Source organism: Brevibacillus antibioticus (genome assembly GCF_005217615.1).
GTDB classification, from domain to species: domain Bacteria; phylum Bacillota; class Bacilli; order Brevibacillales; family Brevibacillaceae; genus Brevibacillus; species Brevibacillus antibioticus.
This window is the reverse complement of the sequence record NZ_SZNK01000001.1, coordinates 4,655,001-4,673,570: the sequence shown is the minus strand read 5'-3', so window position 1 is coordinate 4,673,570 and position 18,570 is coordinate 4,655,001. Positions and strand designations below refer to the sequence as shown.

Here is an 18,570-nt window from a genome sequence, read left to right as displayed (position 1 = left end):
CTATCCTTTTACGTCATACAAAAACAAAAAAATAAGGGGGAAGAAACAGTGAAAAAACTATCAACATTGCTGCTGACGGCTACGCTGGGTGTGTCCATGCTCATGGCTGGATGTACATCGGGTCAACCAGCTGCACCGAGTGAGCCTGCACCAGGCAACACGGCTCAGCCAAACGCTCCGACGCCGGGCGATCAAGCGGCAAAGCTCCTGTTGCTGAATAATATCAAGGAACCGACGTCATTGGACCCGCCGATTGGTTTCGATGAGCCGTCCTATAACATTTTGAACAATCTAATGGAAGGCTTGACTCGCCTTGACGAAAATCAAAAGCCCCAACCAGCGGCCGCTTCCGAATGGAAAATCTCCGTGGATGGAAAAACCTACACCTTTACCCTGCGTGACAATAAGTGGTCCAATGGTGAGCCGGTAAAGGCTCAGGACTTCGAATTCGCGTGGAAACGCATGCTTGATCCTGCACTGGCATCTCCGGCAGCATCCCTCGCGTACATTATTGAGGGTGCGGAGGCATATAACAGCGGGAAAGGACCGGCGGATGGCGTAAAAGTAAAAGCCGTGGACGACAAAACCTTAGAGGTCGTGCTCGCTCAACCAGCTTCCTGGACGCTCCTGTTGGCATCCAACCCAGCATTCTTCCCTGTACACAAAGCAACTGTAGAAAAAGATCCGAAATGGGCAGCAGAAGCAGCAAGCTTTGTTGGAAACGGACCGTTCAAGCTGACAGAGTGGGCGCATGACAGTGAACTGAAAATAATGAAGAGCGATACGTACTGGGATGCAGCAAATGTAACGCTGTCTGGTGCCGTTTGGAAAATGATTGATGACGAGAATACCGAGTATCAAATGTTTACGAACGAAGAGCTGCACAGAACGACAACCGTTCCTGCAGACATGGCAGACCAATTGTTCAAAGAAGGCAAAGTATTCGTGCGTGATGGAGCAGGTACAGAGTTCTATCGTTTCAATGTAACGAAGGAGCCATTTGATAACGCCAATATTCGTAAAGCCTTTAGCTTGGCGATTGACCGTAAGACACTGGTCGACCTAGTGCTGATGCGTCAGCAAAAACCGGGAACAGGCTTCGTATCTTTCGGCTTGCCTGATGCCAACGGTGAAGGACAATTCCGTGAAGTGGGCGGAGAATTGGTGAAGTTCAACCCAGATGAAGCGAAGAAGCTCCTGGAACAAGGAATCAAAGAAAAAGGCTACACAAAGCTGCCAGAGGTTACACTCACGTACCGCAGCGGAACGGCTAACGAAAAAACGGCACAAGCCGCGCAAGAAATGTGGAAGCAGACGCTGGGCGTCGATGTGAAGCTGCAAAAGGTAGAAGGAAAAGTTTTGACGGATATGCAAAAGCAATTGCAGTATCAAATTGCTCGTTCTTCCTGGTTACCTGACTTCGGTGATGCGATCAACTTCCTCGATATTTTCCAATCGAAGGCAGCAAGCAATCGTACGGGCTGGAGCAATGCGCAATTCGACAAGCTGATCCAAGACGCATATAAGGAGCCAGACGATGCAAAACGTCTGAAGCTACTGCATGACGCAGAAAAACTATTGTTGGATGAAGCGCCAATCGCACCGCTGTATTTCTACAACACTTCCTTGCTCTCAAGCGACAAGGCGAGTGGCGTACAAAGCTCTTCACTGAGCTACACAGACCTGAGAAAAGCTGTCGTGAAGTAAGAAAGGGTGAGTTGGGAGAAGTCATTTCTGGCCGATGGAATGACTCTCCCCCCTTTTTTGCTAGAATTTTTAATAGTGCTATAATTTGGTATGTCTATTAGAAAAAACAGCAAGAAAAAGCACGAGTGCTGGAGAAGATGGAGGAAAACATGATTATTCAAGCCATCGAAGTAAAACGAATATCTGTTCCATTGAAAAAGCCTTTTAAAACAGCTTTACGTACGGTGCATAGTCTGGAATCGATTCTGGTGAAAATCACCTGCGACAACGGTATGGTCGGGTGGGGCGAAGCTTCGGCTACTGTCGTCATTACCGGAGACAGCATCGAGAGCATCGAGTCGGCGATTATGAATACGATGAGACCTCAGCTCATCGGCTTGAATTTGCTTGCCTATGAACGAGTTTTCCAAACCTTGCATCAATCCATGGTAGGAAATACGAGTGCGAAGGCAGCGGTAGATATTGCGTTGTACGACCTTATTTCTCAGTGCGCAGGAATGCCGTTGTATCAATTCTTAGGCGGCTACCGTGACCAATTGGAGACTGACTATACCGTTAGCGTGAACTCCCCGAAAGAAATGGGCGAGGATGCGGCTGCCTATCTCAAGCAAGGCTTTCACGTACTGAAAATCAAGGTTGGCAAGGACAATATCGAGGATGACATTTTGCGTATCCAGGAAATTCGCAAATCCGTTGGCGATCAGGTGAAGATTCGTCTTGATGCCAACCAAGGATGGAATGTAAAAGAAGCGGTGCAATCCATTCGCAAAATGGAGGACATGGGTCTTGGCATCGAACTCATTGAGCAGCCTGTAAAAGCACATGATTTGGAAGGCTTGAAGCGGGTAACAGATTCAGTGGATACGCCAATCATGGCTGACGAGAGTGTGTTTTCACCAGCGCAGGCCCTGCAGGTTTTGCAAAACCGTGCGGCTGACATGATTAATATCAAGCTGATGAAGGCTGGCGGCATTTACAAAGCACAATTGATCAACCAATTGGCTGAAGAGTACGGTATTCCATGCATGGTTGGCAGCATGATCGAATCTCGTCTGGCTGTATCAGCAGCAGCTCATTTTGCGGCCAGCAAGAAGAACATCACGCGTTTTGATTTTGATGCTCCGTTGATGCTTTTGCACGATGGCATAGAAGGTGGCGTAACATACGAAGGTCGCTTGATGCGCATGCCAGAAGAGTCTGGACTCGGTATTCGTTCCGTCAGCCTGTGGGAGGGGGAGAACTAAGATGAAATCTGCCATTGTTTCTGTCTCTGTTGCCACTGTGTGGACCAAGCCGGAGTCGCCGCGTGATATTGACCAAGTAGCGCTCCAATCCCTAGTAGATGCACGAAGCTGGCTCGCTTCCCTTACTGTGGAGGAGAAGCTTGGTTTTTACGACAATAACGCGATTCAAACACAAGCCCTGTACGGTACGCGCGTAGAGGTAGTCGAGGAGCAAGGGGATTGGTCACAGATTCTAATTCCTGATCAGACTACGAACAAAAACGCAACTGGCTATCCGGGCTGGGTCCCGTCTCGCCAGCTAGCGCCGTGGTCAGATGCTTTTGAGGTACAGCAAGGCCAAAAACTGGCGATGGTCACGGCGGCGTTTACCCGTCTACATAAACCTGACCAAAAGCCGGACATGGAGCTTGCCTTCTTGACCAAACTGCCGCTGATCGAGGAAACCGCAGACTGGGTAACGGTAGCGACACCGAACGGCACAGGACTTTTGCCAAAAGCAGATGTACAAATCATAAAAGCAAACGAGCCCATCGAGCTTTCCGGAAATCGTGGAGAGGCAATCGTAGAAGCGGGCAAACGATTCCTCGACCTGCATTATTTATGGGGAGGCATGTCCTCTTACGGGTATGACTGCTCAGGGTTTGCGTACAACATGCACCGTTCTGTCGGTCTCCAGATTCCGCGTGATGCATCTGATCAGGCAAAAGCCGGACAGCTTGTTGAAAAAGAAGCTTTGCTTCCGGGCGATCTGCTGTTTTTTGCCCATGAAGAGGGGAAAGGCAGAGTTCATCACGTGGGCATTTACATGGGGAATGGTGAAATGATTCATTCTCCGGATTCGCGAAGTGTCATCGAGATCGTCAAGCTGGATGGCTACAAGCTCGAAAAGGAACATTGCGTCTCTAGACGATACTGGTAAACGGATAACGGGGAGGAGTGGCCAGATGCAACGAAAGAAGCTGATCCAGGTAAAGAACCTGACAAAAACCTTTACGTTGGGTAAAGGGCTCTCACTTACGGCAGCTGACAATGTTTCCTTCGATATATACGAGGGGGAAACGTTTGGACTGGTAGGGGAATCTGGCTGCGGCAAATCGACCACGGGCCGTACAATCATTGGATTGTATCAACCGACGACAGGTGAGGTCATTTTTGACGGGCAAAACGTCCATCAGGCATCATCTGCTGAGCGGAGCAAGCTGACACGCCATATGCAAATGATTTTTCAGGACCCGTATGCTTCTCTTAACCCCCGAATGAACATCGCGGAAATCATTTCGGAGGGTCTGTATCTGAACGGGCTATATAAAGGGAAGGAACGGATGAATCGAGTGATTGAGCTGTTGGAGATGGTTGGTTTGCAGAAAGAGCATGCCAACCGTTTCCCGCACGAGTTCAGTGGTGGTCAGCGACAGCGGATAGGCATTGCTCGGGCGCTTGCCGTCAATCCTACCTTCATCATTGCCGATGAGCCGATTTCGGCACTTGATGTTTCGGTTCAGGCACAGGTTGTTAACTTAATGAAGAAATTACAGCAGGAACAAAAGCTGACGTACTTGTTTATCGCGCATGATTTGGCGATGGTCAAGCACATCAGTGACCGTATTGGCGTCATGTACCTAGGCAATATGGTCGAGATGACTGCCAGTGAAATTCTTTACGAATCACCGAAGCATCCTTACACGCAGGCGTTGTTGTCGGCTATTCCTGTCCCTGACCCTGATTTGGAGAAAAGCCGTGAGCGCACCATTATCGAAGGAGACGTTCCGAGCCCGATCAATCCACCTAGCGGATGTGTGTTCCGTACGCGCTGTCCAGTAGCCAAAGCCGTATGCGCCGAAAAGAAGCCTATCTGGCAGGAAGTGGACACCAACCACTTCGTCGCCTGTCACTTGTATCAGTAGTTCTTGATTTTATCAGAAGATTCAACATTATCTTTTTGCCATCCTTCGTTAATGGGGATGGCATTTTCTTCATAAACTTCTAACTATATACTATGAAAGGGCTTTCATCAACTATTCGGAGAGGAGAACTGTTAATATTCTGTTAACTAGCAGGAATCGAACAGGTTTTGTCGAAATACGGATACAGTAAAACATTCCGTGACTCACCTACTTCATCGTGATCTTCCATTCCAGAGAAGTGAGGGTTGCATATGACTCTGAGTACCTCCTCGTTCCATTCAACTCCCCGTCGTTGGCGGGAAGTGGAGACACAGTTGGGAATTGTTGTCCCTAGATCGCTTCGGTCGGACACTTCTGCTCTACTGTTTTTGGAAAGCGTCGCTGCAACACCCATGTTGGACAAAGAAGAAGAGCTTGCTTGCCTGATTCGCTATCAAAGGGATGGCGATCTTGAAGCACGTGAAACGATTGTGCGCGCCTATTTACGATACGTAGTTAGTACCGCTTTGCGCCATTTGAAAAGAGGGATGCCGTTCCTGGATTTGATTCAGGAGGGCACGATAGGTTTGTTTACCGCGATTGACAAATTTGATGTGGGACGTGGCGTGCGTCTCTATCATTACTCACACTGGTGGATTTCTCAAGCGATCACCCGTGCCATCAACGACAAAGCAACTTTGATTCGCATTCCTGTCCACATGCATGAGCAAATTCGCCAGTATCAGAAGCAAGTACTACATCTTGTCCATGCCTTGAACCGGACGCCAGATCGGCAGGAGATTGCCGTACTCTTGGATATCCCATTAGAAAAGGTGGAGGCCATCGAACTGGCTTTAATGATGAAGATGGAATCCATCGACGCTGAACTGGATAGTGAGAAATGGCAGGCTTGGCATGAAGACGAGAGCTTGAGCTACGCAGAAATCATGGATGATGGGTTGTCCTCGCTGGATGACTGGATTGAAAAAGTGGACCTTCGCTCGCAAATGCGCGCAGCGTTGGAGCGACTTAGTCCCCGCGCCCAAGAAATTATCTCCATGCGTTATGGTCTCTATGATGATCAAGTGTATACGCTGGAGGAAGTGGGGAAAATGTTTGGTCTTACCCGCGAGCGTATTCGCCAAATTGAAGCGACGACAATTGACCGATTGCGAACGCAAAAAGCTTCACACGTATTAAAAGATTATTTAACCTAACATAGGATTTGGTTATTTCGGCCCCTCTTCGTACAGAGGGGCTTTTTCTGTCAGAAATATGATCGAATTCGCAAAGTGTCAGACTCACAGCGGGAGAAGCGTAGTCTTTTTCTCCTTGTGGTAAACTGGTAAGATAGCTTCATGATTTTTTCGCTATGTAAAGAGGTAGCTTGAAAAGGAGGATCGCTACATGGGCGATTATATGATAAGAGCAACTGGTTTTAATGGGCATGTTCGTGCATTTGCCGCACGCACGACAGAATCTGTCGAAGATATGCGTCGTCGTCATGATATGTGGAATACAGCGACAGCAGCAGCGGGACGTACGCTGACCATTACCTTGATGATGGGGGCGATGTTAAAAGGAAACGAGAGCCTCCATGTCAAAGTAAAAGGGGGCGGACCAATCGGGCAGATCATGGCGGAAGCAAACGCACATGGTGAAGGAATCGCATATGTATCCAACCCACACGTACACTTTGAGCTAAACGATAAAGGCAAGCTCGATGTAGCGCGTGCAGTGGGAACAGACGGGTTTGTGTACGTAACAAAAGATCTCGGTCTCAAGGAGCCGTATCAAGGCAGTGCGCCGATCGTCTCTGGAGAGATTGGGGAAGACTTCACCTATTATTTTGTGATGTCCGAGCAAACGCCTTCAGCAGTAGGTGTGGGTGTACTGGTTAATCCTGAAGACCGTTCTGTTTTGGCTGCGGGTGGATTCATTCTTCAACTGTTGCCGAATACACCTGAAGAGGTTGTGGCAGCAATTGAAGAGCGCTTGGGACAGCTTCCACAGGTTTCTCGCATGATTGGCGAAGGTTTGACTCCTGAAGAGATTTTGGCCCGCGTATTGGATGAGCCAAAAATCCTGAGCCGCACGGAGATTCAATTTAGCTGCAAATGTACAGCGGATAAGGTTGTTCAGGCACTGATCAGCATGGGACGCGAAGAAATGGAAGGTCTGATTGAGGAACAGGGCGAAGCAGAAGTACACTGTCATTTCTGTAATGAACGTTACCATTATGACAGATCCGCGTTGGAAGACATCCTGAAAGACATGTAAGCGCGGCGTCAAGTAGGGGAGTGTTGGCATGACCAACGTAAAAGGGTTGTGGGCATTCATTGGGGCGCTTGTATTGTTGCTGCTTGCCGTTACCTGGGCATGGTTCCAGGCATCAGGCAAGCTGCAGCCTGCCGCCATCGTGGGGGATCAGACGATTAGCAACGACGAGTATGTAACGGCGCTGAAACAAAAGTTCGGTAAGCAAGTGCTAAACGACATGATTAATCGGGAAGTCGTTTTTCAAGAGGCGAAGCGATCTGGCATCACGGTTGATCCGAAGCAGCTAGAGCAAGAGCTTTCCCAGATTCGCGACAGTTACGGCAGTCGGACAGACAGCGAGTTTGAGGCTGCGTTGTTAAAACAAGCGGGAACGACCGTGGAAGCCCTGAAGCAGGAGATTTCCTACCAAATCCTGCTGCAAACCCTGGCAACGAAGGACATGACCATCAAGGATGAAGAAGTACTAAACGTCTACAATAGCCGAGCTGACCGCTATACCCGACCGATGCAAATGCATGTAGGACAAATCGTCGTGGCTTCCCAAAAAGAAGCGGAACAAGTGCTGACTGATTTAAAAAACGGGGCCGACTTTCAGACGATTGCCAAAGAGCGTTCGATTGATGAGGATACAGCTGTGAACGGCGGCGATGTAGGCTGGGTTTCCATTAAGGATAATCGATTGCCTGACGAGGCGAAGCCCATTGTAGAAAAGCTGGAGAAAAGCAAATATAGTGAAGCGATCAAAATAGAAGAACAATACGTCATTTATCAACTGACAGAGCGCAAGGAAGCCAGTCAACGGACGTTTGAAGAGGTAAAAGATGAGCTGCGCCGAGAAATCGCATTTGCCCAGGTCGAATCACTGGATGTCGTGCTGGAGCGATTGCAAAAATCGGTAGGGGTCCAGATTCCTGGGCAAATGCCTCATTGACCAAATAGGCTACCGTTGATATAATTATGTCAATAAATCCTAGCGTTTTACTCGGTTATTGAAAATAGGAGGGGCAGAACATATGCGCGTGGCTAATTCCATTACCGAATTGATCGGATTTACTCCGCTTGTGAAGCTGAATCGTGTTGTCACTGAAGATATTGCAGACATTTACTTGAAGCTGGAGTTCTTCAACCCGGGCAGCAGTGTAAAAGACCGAATTGCGTTGTCGATGATTGAGGCAGCAGAGGCAGATGGAAGTCTGAAACCGGGTGATACCATCATTGAACCTACGAGCGGAAATACCGGTATTGGACTCGCGATGGTTGCTGCTGCAAAAGGATATCGTGCTATTCTGGTCATGCCAGAGACGATGAGTATGGAGCGACGCAACTTGTTGCGTGCGTATGGTGCGGAGCTGATTCTCACACCAGGCAGCGAAGGGATGGGCGGAGCGATTCGCAAAGCAGAAGAGCTGGCGAAAGAAGATAGCTCGTATTTCATTCCGCAGCAATTTAAAAACCTGGCAAACCCGGCCATTCACCGTGAGACAACGGCTCGTGAGCTGTTGGACCAAGCGAAGGAAATCGGCGGCGTAGATGCGTTTATTTCCGGTATCGGTACAGGTGGAACGATTACGGGTGTAGGGCAGGTTCTTCGTGAACACTATCCGAAAGTACAAATCGTGGCTGTAGAGCCTGCGGCTTCGTCAGTTTTGTCTGGCGGCAAACCAGGTCCACATAAGATCCAAGGTATCGGGGCTGGCTTTGTGCCGGATATTCTTGATACACAAATTTACGACGAGATCATTAAGGTAGAAAACGAGGACGCTTTTGAAACTGCACGTCGTGTGGCTCGTCAGGAAGGCATTCTCGGCGGGATTTCTTCAGGAGCAGCGATCCATGCGGCTCTGCAAGTAGCAGCGAAGCTCGGCAAAGGCAAAAAAGTGATCGTTGTCATTCCTTCGAATGGGGAGCGTTATTTGTCCACGCCTCTGTATCAGTTCGAAGATTAATTGTAAAAAGATACCGCAAGACCACGGGGCGCCACGATGGCGACGTGGTCTTTTCTTTTTGTGTCAGGCAACTATATAATGAACGGATAAATAGTGAAAACCGGAGCGTGAAGAGGAAGAATGTTCCCTACCTTTGCTGATTGCCAGACGTATGCCTTATCTTATTCGTTGGTTCCCCTAGCCCTGCGTAGACCGTGGTCTTCGACGATTGATCCGTGGCAGGTGCTCACAAAACTACAGCCTTCTCTGCAAAATGCTGTCCTGCTGGAAAGTGGACGAGCTGGGCGGTATACCTTTTTGGCATATGAGCCTATCGCTACGCTGCGCAGCCAGCGAGGAGAAACCATCGTTTCGTACCCGGAAGGGAAAATCGAGAGCATAGAAACTCACAACCCATTGAATGCTTTACGAGAGCTGCTCTCTCGTTACTGTACGCCTGCACTTCCAAGTCTGCCAGATTTTTCCGGAGGCGCGGTAGGTTATATCAGCTATGAGATGAACCGCTTTTTTGAGCCTAGCTTGCCACAGATAGCGACTGACGACTTACAGTTGCCAGACCTGTATGTTATGATAATGCAAGACCTTCTTGTCTTTGATCATGAGACCCGAGAGATCATTTGCCTGACGCATTTGAGCGCGGACAATTTGAGCGAAGAGAGCTATCGACAAGCAGCACTCCAGCTGGAAAAACGCATGGACTCGATTGCTTCATTGGCAATGGATCGCGATGAGACAGATTGGGAAGCTTTGCGAAAAAGACCGCTTGCCAAGCTAGTGCCAGCGTCTGTATCCTTTGCCAAAGACCAATTCGAGGATGCCGTTCGTCGCGTGCAGGAGTACATCGCCCAAGGGGATGTTTTTCAGGTCAATCTGTCGGTACGGCAAAGCAAGCCGGTGCAGGTGACTGCCCCAGAAGTGTACGATGTGCTTCGCAAGCTGAATCCGTCTCCGTATATGGGCTATCTGAGCTTCCCTGAATTTCAATTGGTTAGTGCCTCGCCAGAGTTACTTGTAAAGGTAAAAGGCAAGGAAGTGCATACGCGTCCGATCGCCGGTACACGTCCACGTGGTTTAACGGACGAGCAAGACGATGCCTTGGCACGTGAGCTGATTGATAATGAAAAGGAACGTGCAGAGCATGTCATGCTGGTTGATCTGGAACGCAATGACATGGGTCGTGTCTGTCGCTTTGGCAGTGTGGAGGTTAGCGAATTCATGGTTGTGGAGAAATATTCCCACGTCATGCATATCGTCTCTCACGTTAAAGGAGAGCTGGCAGCAGGCAAGGATGCGCTTGATGCGATTGAAGCGACTTTTCCGGGAGGTACTATCACCGGAGCACCAAAAGTTCGCACGATGGAAATCATCGAAGAGCTGGAGCCAGTCAAGCGAGGCGTCTATACGGGATCAATCGGCTGGTTTGGCTTCAATGGTGATATCGAGGTCAACATTGCCATCCGCACGATGGTGATCAAGGATGGCGTAGCTCATGTCCAGGCTGGAGCGGGTATCGTGATTGACTCAGTTCCAGAGGCCGAATATGCCGAGTCATTGAAAAAGGCAGAAGCGTTGTGGAAAGCGCTTGAGTTGAGCGAGCAGAGAATGATGAGTTGAGAGGAGACGAGTGTACGATGATTTTGATGATTGATAACTACGATTCCTTTACCTACAATTTGGTGCAGTATGTGGGAGAGCTTGGGGAAGAGCTCCAAGTGTATCGCAACGACAAGATTACGTTGGAAGAAATTGAGCGACTGGCACCTGATTATTTGATGGTGTCTCCAGGACCGTGCACGCCAAATGAAGCGGGGATCAGCATGGATGTGATCCGCCATTTTGCCGGAAAAATTCCGATTATGGGTGTTTGCTTGGGCCATCAGTCCATTGGGCAAGTGTTTGGTGGAAAAGTCATTCGGGCCGAGCGCTTGATGCACGGAAAAACGTCGGAAGTTTTCCATGATGGCAAAACTATCTTTCAGGACATCCCGTCCCCTTTTACAGCGGCACGTTACCATTCCTTGATTATTGAGGAAGCGTCGATTCCGAGAGAGCTGGAAGTAACCGCTCGGACAGCCGAAGGTGAAATTATGGCTGTGCGCCATCGAGAGTACCCAATCGAAGGGGTCCAGTTCCACCCTGAATCGATCATTACGGAGCACGGCAAACAATTGCTAAAGAACTTCCTTACTGCATACGCGCGCCATACGACAGGTTAACACATAGATACGACAGGAAAACCGCCTTTTTTCGAGGGCGGTTTTTTGCTTTCATCGACAAATGTAAATCTATCTTTACTATTTCCTTAAACTTCTTTACATTGCCCACGTCATTTCTCAATATTGGAAGATTACAATCAAGCTGAAATTAAATAATAATTCATTTCTTAGGAGGTACATGATGTTCCGTACATTCCCCAAAAAACTCGTTCCAGTGGCAGTAATCTCCTCGCTGGCTTTTACAGCGTTCTTCGGTCCTACTACAGGTCTTGTACAAGCAGCAGAAAATAATAACAACGCAAAAGTGAAAAATGTAATCTTCTTGATCGGTGACGGGATGGGTACTGCTTACACAACCGCACATCGTTACATGAAGGACGACCCTTCGACTCCACTGATGGAGCCGACAGAATTCGATAAATATTTGGTCGGTGCACAAATGACGTACGCAGAAGACCACAAGCAAAATATTACAGACTCCGCATCTGCTGCTACAGCGATGTCTTCTGGTAAAAAAACATACAATAATGCGATTGCGGTAGACAACGACAAATCAGAAGTAGAAACCGTACTCGAGCGCGCGAAAAAAGTAGGCAAATCTACTGGCTTGGTAGCGACCTCCGAAATTACTCATGCTACCCCTGCATCTTATGGTGCCCATGACGAAAGCCGAAAAAATATGGATGCGATTGCGAATGATTACTATGATTTGAAAATTAACGGCGAGCATTCTATTGACGTAATGCTTGGTGGTGGCTTGAAAAACTTCGTTCGTAAAGATCGTGACCTGACGAAAGAGTTTAAGAAAGATGGCTACAGCTACGTTACTTCGAAGAGCGAACTATTGGACGACAAAAACGACAAAATTCTCGGATTGTTTGCAGATGGCGGAATGGACAAAATGATCGACCGCCCCAAGGAAACACCTTCCCTGGAAGAAATGACAAATGCTGCGATCGATCGTCTGAGCAAGGACAAGGATGGGTTCTTCCTGATGGTGGAAGGAAGCCAAATTGACTGGGCTGGTCATGACAACGATATCGTTGGCGCAATGAGCGAGATGGAAGATTTCGAGCGAGCTTTCAAAGCAGCGATTGATTTCGCGAAAAAAGATGGCCATACGCTGGTTATCGCCACTGCTGACCATTCCACGGGTGGATTGTCTGTAGGAGCTAAAGATGAGTACAACTTCTTGGTAGAGCCAATTAAAGCAGTGAAACGTACGCCTGATTTCATTTCGACTGAAATTGCAAAAGGTGCAAAAGTAGAAGAAACACTCAAGAAGTACATTGACCTGGAGCTGACTCCGCAAGAAATCGCTTCTGTGAAGAAAGCTGCTGAAACGAAAGACCAAGTGAAAATTGATAATGCCATCGAAGCGATTATCGATATTCGTTCCTTTACAGGTTGGACAACCGGTGGACACACAGGCGAGGATGTAAACGTCTATGCATATGGTCCTGGAAAAGAGAAAGTATCTGGATTGATCGACAACACAAAAAATGCGGATGTTATCTTTGAAATCTTGGGCGGGAAAAAGTAAGCGAGAGTAAACTTTCGTGAAAAATTGGCTACCATGCTTCTGTGGTAGCCTTTTTCACTTGGGGCTGGGAGTAGATCGGATGCTTTATGCACATCCTTTGAAGAGACTGGGTATTTGACAGGAAAAGGAGTGTTGTAGCAATGCTGTCGAGCATCGGTATTCCCGGATTGATTTTGCTCTTGATCATTTCCTTGTTGCTTTTCGGACCGAAGAAGCTGCCGGAGATTGGTCGTGCAGTTGGACAGACTTTAAATGAGTTTAAGCTGTCGATGAAAGATTTGACCCCGGATGAAGAGGAGAAAAAGATGTGATATGATGCTCTCGACTATATTATCGGGAGAGAGCGCAGATGCACGTTTATGTAAACGGGACGATTTGTCCGGCTCACGAGGCTACCGTATCGGTATTGGATCACGGGTTTTTGTACGGTATTGGTTTGTTTGAAACGTTACGCGTATACGACCGCAAGCTATTTCTGTGGGATGCTCATTACGCCCGGCTTTGTTCCGGGCTTTTTGCGTTGCAGATTCGACCTGCTTGGACAAAGGAAGAGCTGGCTGAAACTATCTTAATGACGATAGATGCCAACGAGTTGCGTGATGCTTACGTCCGCTTGAGTATTACGGCTGGCGCAGAAGGAGTAGGTTTGGTAGCAGGGGGGTACGAGCGTCCATCCTTATTTGTATTTGCCAAACCCGTAGCACCTCTGGTAGTACCTCCCGTGCCAAAGCGGTTGCAGACATTGGCGTTGGCGAGACAGACAGCAGAAGGCCAGCAACGCTTTAAATCGCATAATTTCTTAAACAATGCCCTCGCTCGGCAAGAACTCGGTGCACGTCCCGATGTGGAAGGCCTGTTTTTGACGCATGATGGCTTCGTGGCGGAAGGAATTGTGAGCAATGTGTTTTGGATCAAGAACGGTCAGTTGTTTACCCCTTTTCTTGATACGGGCATTCTTGATGGGGTGACGCGGCGACATGTTTTGACTTTGGCACAGCAATTATCGATGCCTGTCGAAGAAGGTCGATATCGCTTGGAAGAGCTGCTCAACGCCGATGAAGTCTTTACGACAAATTCCGTGCAAGAGATCGTTCCGATTACCGAAATTGACGGGCATTGCGTCCCTTCGACATATGGTACATACTCGTGCGAACTGCACCGCGCCTACCGTCAGTCTGTAGCGGCTAGCGAGTAAATTATGGTATGCTACTATTCAATGTGCGAAGACGGAAATAGGGAGTTTGATCATGAAACACAATTCATTTCGAATCCATGCTGCGACCTTCGCTGAGATGGTATCGGAGCTTGTCAAAAGGGGTGTTCCTGTTTCGGAAGCCGAACGCATGGCGGAAGTGGGGACGAGCCTGAAGATTCACACGGAAAACATGAGTGTGGCTGTAGCGGAGAGTGTGAGGGAGATTATGCGCTCTTTCGATGCCCAAGCCATTGTTTCAGACCAACCAGGTACTGCCGACAAAAAATACGTGCTGCTGTTGGCTTCACACAAAAAGATGAATTTGGCGTTGGATCATATGAAAACGCAAACAGAAGAGCTACGAGCGTTGGCGGCAGAGGTACGGGAAGTTTTAGCTATGCCTGCCAAGCTTCGTGCGCGCCGAGAACTGAACTGTGGCCAGTATGTCCTGCCGCTGGGAGAGCGTACGCTAGTCATGGGTATTTTGAATGTGACACCTGATTCGTTCTCGGATGGCGGTCGCTTTGTCGATGTAGAGGCAGCACTCGCACAAGCGCGTGCGATGGTTGAGGCCGGAGCTGACCTGATTGATATCGGGGGAGAATCGACACGTCCGGGGTCGGAAGCAGTCGACGAGGCGACGGAGCTGGACAGAGTGCTGCCAGTCATTCGGATGCTTTCGGAGGAATTGTCTGTTCCGCTGTCCATTGACACATACAAAGCGGCAGTTGCAGAACGGGCCATTTTGGAAGGGGCACATATTATCAATGATGTATGGGGAGCGAAGCGTGACCCGCGGATGGCAGAAGTAGCTGCTCATCTCGATGTGCCGATTATCCTGATGCACAATCGCGAAGACACGGACTATCACGACTTTTTCCCAAACTATATCAAAGACCTGCGTGAGTCCGTACAGATCGCCTTGCAGGCAGGGGTAAAACAGGAGCGAATCATCCTTGACCCGGGGATCGGGTTTGTAAGGACTGTCGAGCAAAATCTCGAAACGATGCGCAGGCTGGATGATCTGGTAGGGCTGGGCTATCCCGTTCTGCTCGCCACTTCACGCAAGCGGATGATCGGTCATGTTCTCGACTTGCCCGTAGATGAACGTGTCGAAGGTACGGCAGCAACAGTTGCTCTCGGGGCGGCAAAAGGCTGTCATATGGTACGGGTGCATGATGTCAAAGAAATGAAGCGCGTTACGAAGATGATGGACGCGATGCTAAAAGGGGGCATTTAACGTTGGATAAAATCTACTTCAATGGCATGTCTTTTTACGGATATCACGGTGTGTTTGGAGCAGAGGCTGAACTGGGCCAACGGTTTTATGTCGATCTGGAGCTTTCGCTTGATTTATCCAAAGCCGGAGCAAGTGACGATCTTCACGATACAGTCAATTACGCCGATATCTTTACTTGTGTGCAAAAAATTGTCGAGGGTGAACGATTTCATCTGGTAGAAAAACTGACTGCTGTGATAGTCGAACGTTTACTTGCGCAATTCCCTTTGCATGAAGTCAAAGCAAAAGTGACCAAGCCGAATCCGCCGATCAATGGGCATTATGAGTCGGTCGCGATTGAGATGATCCGCAGAAGAGAGGATTTTACTCCATGACAGTTTGTGCGTATTTGGCGCTAGGCTCCAATCTCGGGGATCGGGCACAGAACTTGCGCCGGGCGATACAGAGATTAAACGAGCAACCTGGAATTCGCGTGCTTCGTGTCTCCTCTGTTTATGAGACCGATCCATTTGGTCACGTCGAACAAGACGCATTTCTGAATATGGCGATCGCTGTGGAAACAGAACAAACCCCGGATCAGCTGCTAGAGACGGCATTGTCAGTAGAGCAAGAGTTGGGTCGTGTACGAACGGTTCTATGGGGGCCGCGCACGATTGATATTGACTTACTGTTGTACGGGACATCTCGTGTTTCGCAAGACAATCTCATGATTCCTCATCCCGGGCTAAGCGAGCGTGCTTTTGTACTCGTGCCGCTTCGGGACGTTTGGGAAGGCGGCGTTTTACCTGAGCATAACCAGACCATTGATCATTATCTTTCCTTATTGGTAGAGGATCACAAGGGGGTACGTGAGTGGGGAGCAATCAACTGGGAAATCGAATCCGGTCCTTCCGAAAACTAAAAGGGTATACGCAACAGTCCCTTTCGGAAAAGATGGGAGTGTCACTGTCGTTTGTTGGATCACTAGAGAGAGGAACTCGTACGCCAACAGAGCCTGTATTACGGAGGATCGCCAGCACTTTACAGGTAGACTACGATGAATTATGTGCTATAAATAAGTGATGTAATGAAGTTTGGATAGGATTGTCCTCTCCAAGACCCCGACTAAGCGGGAATAAGGAGGCGAATATAGATGAAAATCGGCAATATCGAATTAAAGAACAACGTAGTTCTCGCTCCAATGGCAGGTGTCTGTAATCCTGCTTTTCGTCTGATTGCCAAGGAGTTCGGTACTGGATTGGTTTGCGCTGAGATGGTAAGCGACAAGGGTATTGTGCATGGAAACAAAAAAACGATGGATATGCTGTTTGTCGACGAACGCGAAAAACCACTAAGTTTGCAGATTTTTGGTGGAGACAAGGAAACGTTGGTGAGTGCGGCGAAATATGTAGACCAGCATTCAAACGCGGATATCATTGATATCAATATGGGATGTCCTGTGCCGAAAATTACGAGCTGTGATGCAGGTGCGCGTCTGTTGCTCGATCCAGATAAAATCTACGAAGTCGTATCTGCTGTGGTCGACGCGGTCGACAAGCCGGTTACCGTGAAGATGAGATTGGGTTGGGACGAAGATCATCTGTACGTACTGGATAACGCCAAGGCAGTAGAACGTGCAGGCGGTAAAGCAGTTGCTGTTCATGGACGCACCCGCGTACAAATGTATAAAGGGCAAGCTGACTGGGAATGGATCCGTCGTGTGAAGGAAACTGTTTCGATTCCGGTGATCGGAAACGGGGATGTCGCTACTCCTGAGGATGCGAGACGAATGCTGGATACAACGGGTTGCGATGGTGTCATGATTGGACGCGCTGCGCTCGGAAATCCATGGATGCTGTATCGTACCATTCAATACTTGACGACGGGCGAGCTTGGTCCGGAGCCATCCGCACGTGAAAAGATGAATATTTGTTTATTGCACGCAGAGCGTTTAATCGCGCTTAAGGGTTCGAGAGTGGGAGTTCTTGAGATGCGCAAGCACGCGGCGTATTATTTGAAAGGCTTGAAGGGCTCAACGCACACGAAAAATCTCGTGAATGCGGTTGAGACAGAAGAGGAGCTTCGCAGCGTCCTCATGAACTATGTCGACTGGATCGAAAACTACGCAGATGATAGCGAAGAACTGCTGGAAACAGCAAGTGATGAGGCTGTCAGCTACTAAAATTGGTGGTTCATTCCAGACATTGACAAGGGTTCCTTCATATCCTATAATACTCCGTAATATTGGGTGCCGAGCTGCCAGTCCTCACTGGCAGCTTTACCTTTGAACCTCACAGACGATTGCATTCTGCTGTATATTGTATAGAACATCTACATATAATCCTTTGTACTTTACCCAGTATAAATGGAATCATTTTTTAAAACGGGGGAATTGAACCATGTCTGAAAAAGAAGTCATCCTTACACCAGAAGGTTTAACGAAGCTGGAACAAGAGCTTGAAGATTTGAAAACGGTTAAACGCAAAGAAGTAGCTGCTCGTATTAAAGAAGCGATTAGCTTTGGAGATATCAGTGAGAACTCTGAATACGAAGAAGCAAAGAATGAGCAAGCGTTCATTGAAGGCCGCATTCTGACCCTGGAAAAAATGCTGCGCAATGCCCGTATCATCACAAATGAAGATGTAGATACAGGTGTTGTAAGTGTTGGTTCCCGCGTGAAGCTGAAAGATCTCGAGTTCGGTGATGTAATGGATTACACGATTGTAGGTTCTGCTGAATCCGATCCGATGAACAACAAGATTTCCAACGAGTCCCCGGTAGGTCAAGCGCTCCTCGGCAAAGCAAAAGGCGCGATTGTTGACGTAAACGTACCGGCAGGAGTCATCCAGTACGAGATTCTTGATATTAACCTGTAAGCAGTCGATCTATGGCGTACCTTTTACGAGGTACGCCGTATCGCTATTATAAAAGTCTGTACAAAATTGTTAATGCAGGCATTTTCTAGAGGAGTGAGTGAAATGGCAAACGAGCAAGACCTACAGCAAGAAGAACAGCAACAGGAAGGGCTCCACGAGCTTCTTCAAGTGCGTCACGACAAAATGAATCAATTGCGTGAGTGGGGCTTTGATCCGTTCGGTAAAAAATTCGAGCAAACGCATCACGCTGCAGATATAACGAAAGCTTTTAGCGAAAAGAGCAAGGAAGAGCTGGAAGCGGAAGAGAACGTGGTTACGATCGCAGGCCGCTTGATGGCGAAACGTGGAATGGGTAAGGCGAGCTTTGCTCAACTGCTGGATCGTTCCGGTCAGATTCAAATCTACGTCCGTCAGGATACCGTTGGCGAAGAGCTGAGCAAAGTATTTGATTTGGCTGATAT

At 48.4% G+C, this 18,570-nt stretch carries 20 protein-coding genes (1 of these 20 cut by a window edge); all 20 read left to right on the top strand.

The window, feature by feature from the left end:
* The first annotated feature begins 48 nt into the window (after window positions 1-48).
* Window positions 49-1,707: a peptide ABC transporter substrate-binding protein gene (locus E8L90_RS22500; RefSeq protein WP_137031438.1), complete on the top strand. Its 1,659-nt coding sequence runs from the start codon at window positions 49-51 to the stop codon at window positions 1,705-1,707.
* A 149-nt stretch (window positions 1,708-1,856) separates the two neighbouring features.
* Window positions 1,857-2,951 carry a dipeptide epimerase gene (locus E8L90_RS22495; protein ID WP_137031437.1) on the top strand — a complete coding sequence of 365 codons (1,095 nt, stop codon included), beginning with the start codon at window positions 1,857-1,859 and terminating at the stop codon, window positions 2,949-2,951.
* Window position 2,952: 1 nt separating this feature from the next.
* A complete protein-coding gene (locus E8L90_RS22490; RefSeq protein WP_137031436.1) occupies window positions 2,953-3,870 on the top strand; it encodes a C40 family peptidase in 918 nt (305 codons plus the stop codon).
* Window positions 3,871-3,895: 25 nt separating this feature from the next.
* Entirely contained in the window at window positions 3,896-4,855 is a 960-nt protein-coding gene (locus E8L90_RS22485; RefSeq protein ID WP_137031435.1) for an ABC transporter ATP-binding protein, read from the top strand.
* Window positions 4,856-5,106: 251 nt separating this feature from the next.
* Window positions 5,107-6,051: a sigma-70 family RNA polymerase sigma factor gene (locus tag E8L90_RS22480; RefSeq protein WP_088910250.1), complete on the top strand. Its 945-nt coding sequence runs from the start codon at window positions 5,107-5,109 to the stop codon at window positions 6,049-6,051.
* A gap of 190 nt (window positions 6,052-6,241) precedes the next feature.
* On the top strand, window positions 6,242-7,114 hold the full coding sequence (gene hslO / locus E8L90_RS22475; protein ID WP_137031434.1) for an Hsp33 family molecular chaperone HslO: 873 nt from the start codon (window positions 6,242-6,244) through the stop codon (window positions 7,112-7,114).
* 28 nt (window positions 7,115-7,142) lie between these two features.
* Window positions 7,143-8,045, top strand: a complete 903-nt coding sequence (locus E8L90_RS22470) for a peptidyl-prolyl cis-trans isomerase (protein ID WP_137031433.1) — start codon at window positions 7,143-7,145, stop codon at window positions 8,043-8,045.
* An 82-nt stretch (window positions 8,046-8,127) separates the two neighbouring features.
* Window positions 8,128-9,060 carry a cysteine synthase A gene (gene cysK, locus E8L90_RS22465; protein WP_137031432.1) on the top strand — a complete coding sequence of 311 codons (933 nt, stop codon included), beginning with the start codon at window positions 8,128-8,130 and terminating at the stop codon, window positions 9,058-9,060.
* A 120-nt stretch (window positions 9,061-9,180) separates the two neighbouring features.
* A complete protein-coding gene (locus E8L90_RS22460; RefSeq protein WP_137031431.1) occupies window positions 9,181-10,674 on the top strand; it encodes an anthranilate synthase component I family protein in 1,494 nt (497 codons plus the stop codon).
* A gap of 17 nt (window positions 10,675-10,691) precedes the next feature.
* Entirely contained in the window at window positions 10,692-11,276 is a 585-nt protein-coding gene (gene pabA, locus E8L90_RS22455; protein ID WP_137031430.1) for an aminodeoxychorismate/anthranilate synthase component II, read from the top strand.
* 181 nt (window positions 11,277-11,457) lie between these two features.
* A complete protein-coding gene (locus E8L90_RS22450) occupies window positions 11,458-12,819 on the top strand; it encodes an alkaline phosphatase (RefSeq protein WP_137031429.1) in 1,362 nt (453 codons plus the stop codon).
* Window positions 12,820-12,959: 140 nt separating this feature from the next.
* A complete protein-coding gene (gene tatA, locus E8L90_RS22445; RefSeq protein WP_012683944.1) occupies window positions 12,960-13,130 on the top strand; it encodes a twin-arginine translocase TatA/TatE family subunit in 171 nt (56 codons plus the stop codon).
* A gap of 38 nt (window positions 13,131-13,168) precedes the next feature.
* Complete coding sequence (gene pabC / locus E8L90_RS22440) at window positions 13,169-14,014, top strand: aminodeoxychorismate lyase (protein WP_137031428.1); 846 nt, start codon at window positions 13,169-13,171, stop codon at window positions 14,012-14,014.
* A 52-nt stretch (window positions 14,015-14,066) separates the two neighbouring features.
* The gene (gene folP, locus E8L90_RS22435) at window positions 14,067-15,254 is read left to right on the top strand and encodes a dihydropteroate synthase (protein ID WP_208759441.1); all 1,188 of its coding nucleotides are present in this window, start codon (window positions 14,067-14,069) and stop codon (window positions 15,252-15,254) included.
* A 2-nt stretch (window positions 15,255-15,256) separates the two neighbouring features.
* On the top strand, window positions 15,257-15,628 hold the full coding sequence (folB, locus tag E8L90_RS22430; RefSeq protein ID WP_137031427.1) for a dihydroneopterin aldolase: 372 nt from the start codon (window positions 15,257-15,259) through the stop codon (window positions 15,626-15,628).
* Entirely contained in the window at window positions 15,625-16,155 is a 531-nt protein-coding gene (folK, locus tag E8L90_RS22425) for a 2-amino-4-hydroxy-6-hydroxymethyldihydropteridine diphosphokinase (protein ID WP_137031426.1), read from the top strand. The genes folB and folK overlap by 4 nt, the downstream gene beginning before the upstream one ends.
* Window positions 16,107-16,316 carry a helix-turn-helix domain-containing protein gene (locus E8L90_RS22420; RefSeq protein ID WP_137031425.1) on the top strand — a complete coding sequence of 70 codons (210 nt, stop codon included), beginning with the start codon at window positions 16,107-16,109 and terminating at the stop codon, window positions 16,314-16,316. The genes folK and E8L90_RS22420 overlap by 49 nt, the downstream gene beginning before the upstream one ends.
* 70 nt (window positions 16,317-16,386) lie before the next feature.
* Complete coding sequence (gene dusB, locus E8L90_RS22415; protein WP_137031424.1) at window positions 16,387-17,415, top strand: tRNA dihydrouridine synthase DusB; 1,029 nt, start codon at window positions 16,387-16,389, stop codon at window positions 17,413-17,415.
* Between the two features lie 217 nt (window positions 17,416-17,632).
* Complete coding sequence (gene greA / locus E8L90_RS22410; RefSeq protein WP_007725265.1) at window positions 17,633-18,109, top strand: transcription elongation factor GreA; 477 nt, start codon at window positions 17,633-17,635, stop codon at window positions 18,107-18,109.
* Between the two features lie 102 nt (window positions 18,110-18,211).
* Window positions 18,212-18,570, top strand: the start of a protein-coding gene (gene lysS, locus E8L90_RS22405; protein ID WP_137031423.1) for a lysine--tRNA ligase. The gene runs 1,162 nt beyond the window's last position; only the first 359 of its 1,521 coding nucleotides appear in the window; it begins with the start codon at window positions 18,212-18,214; its stop codon lies beyond the right edge, outside the window.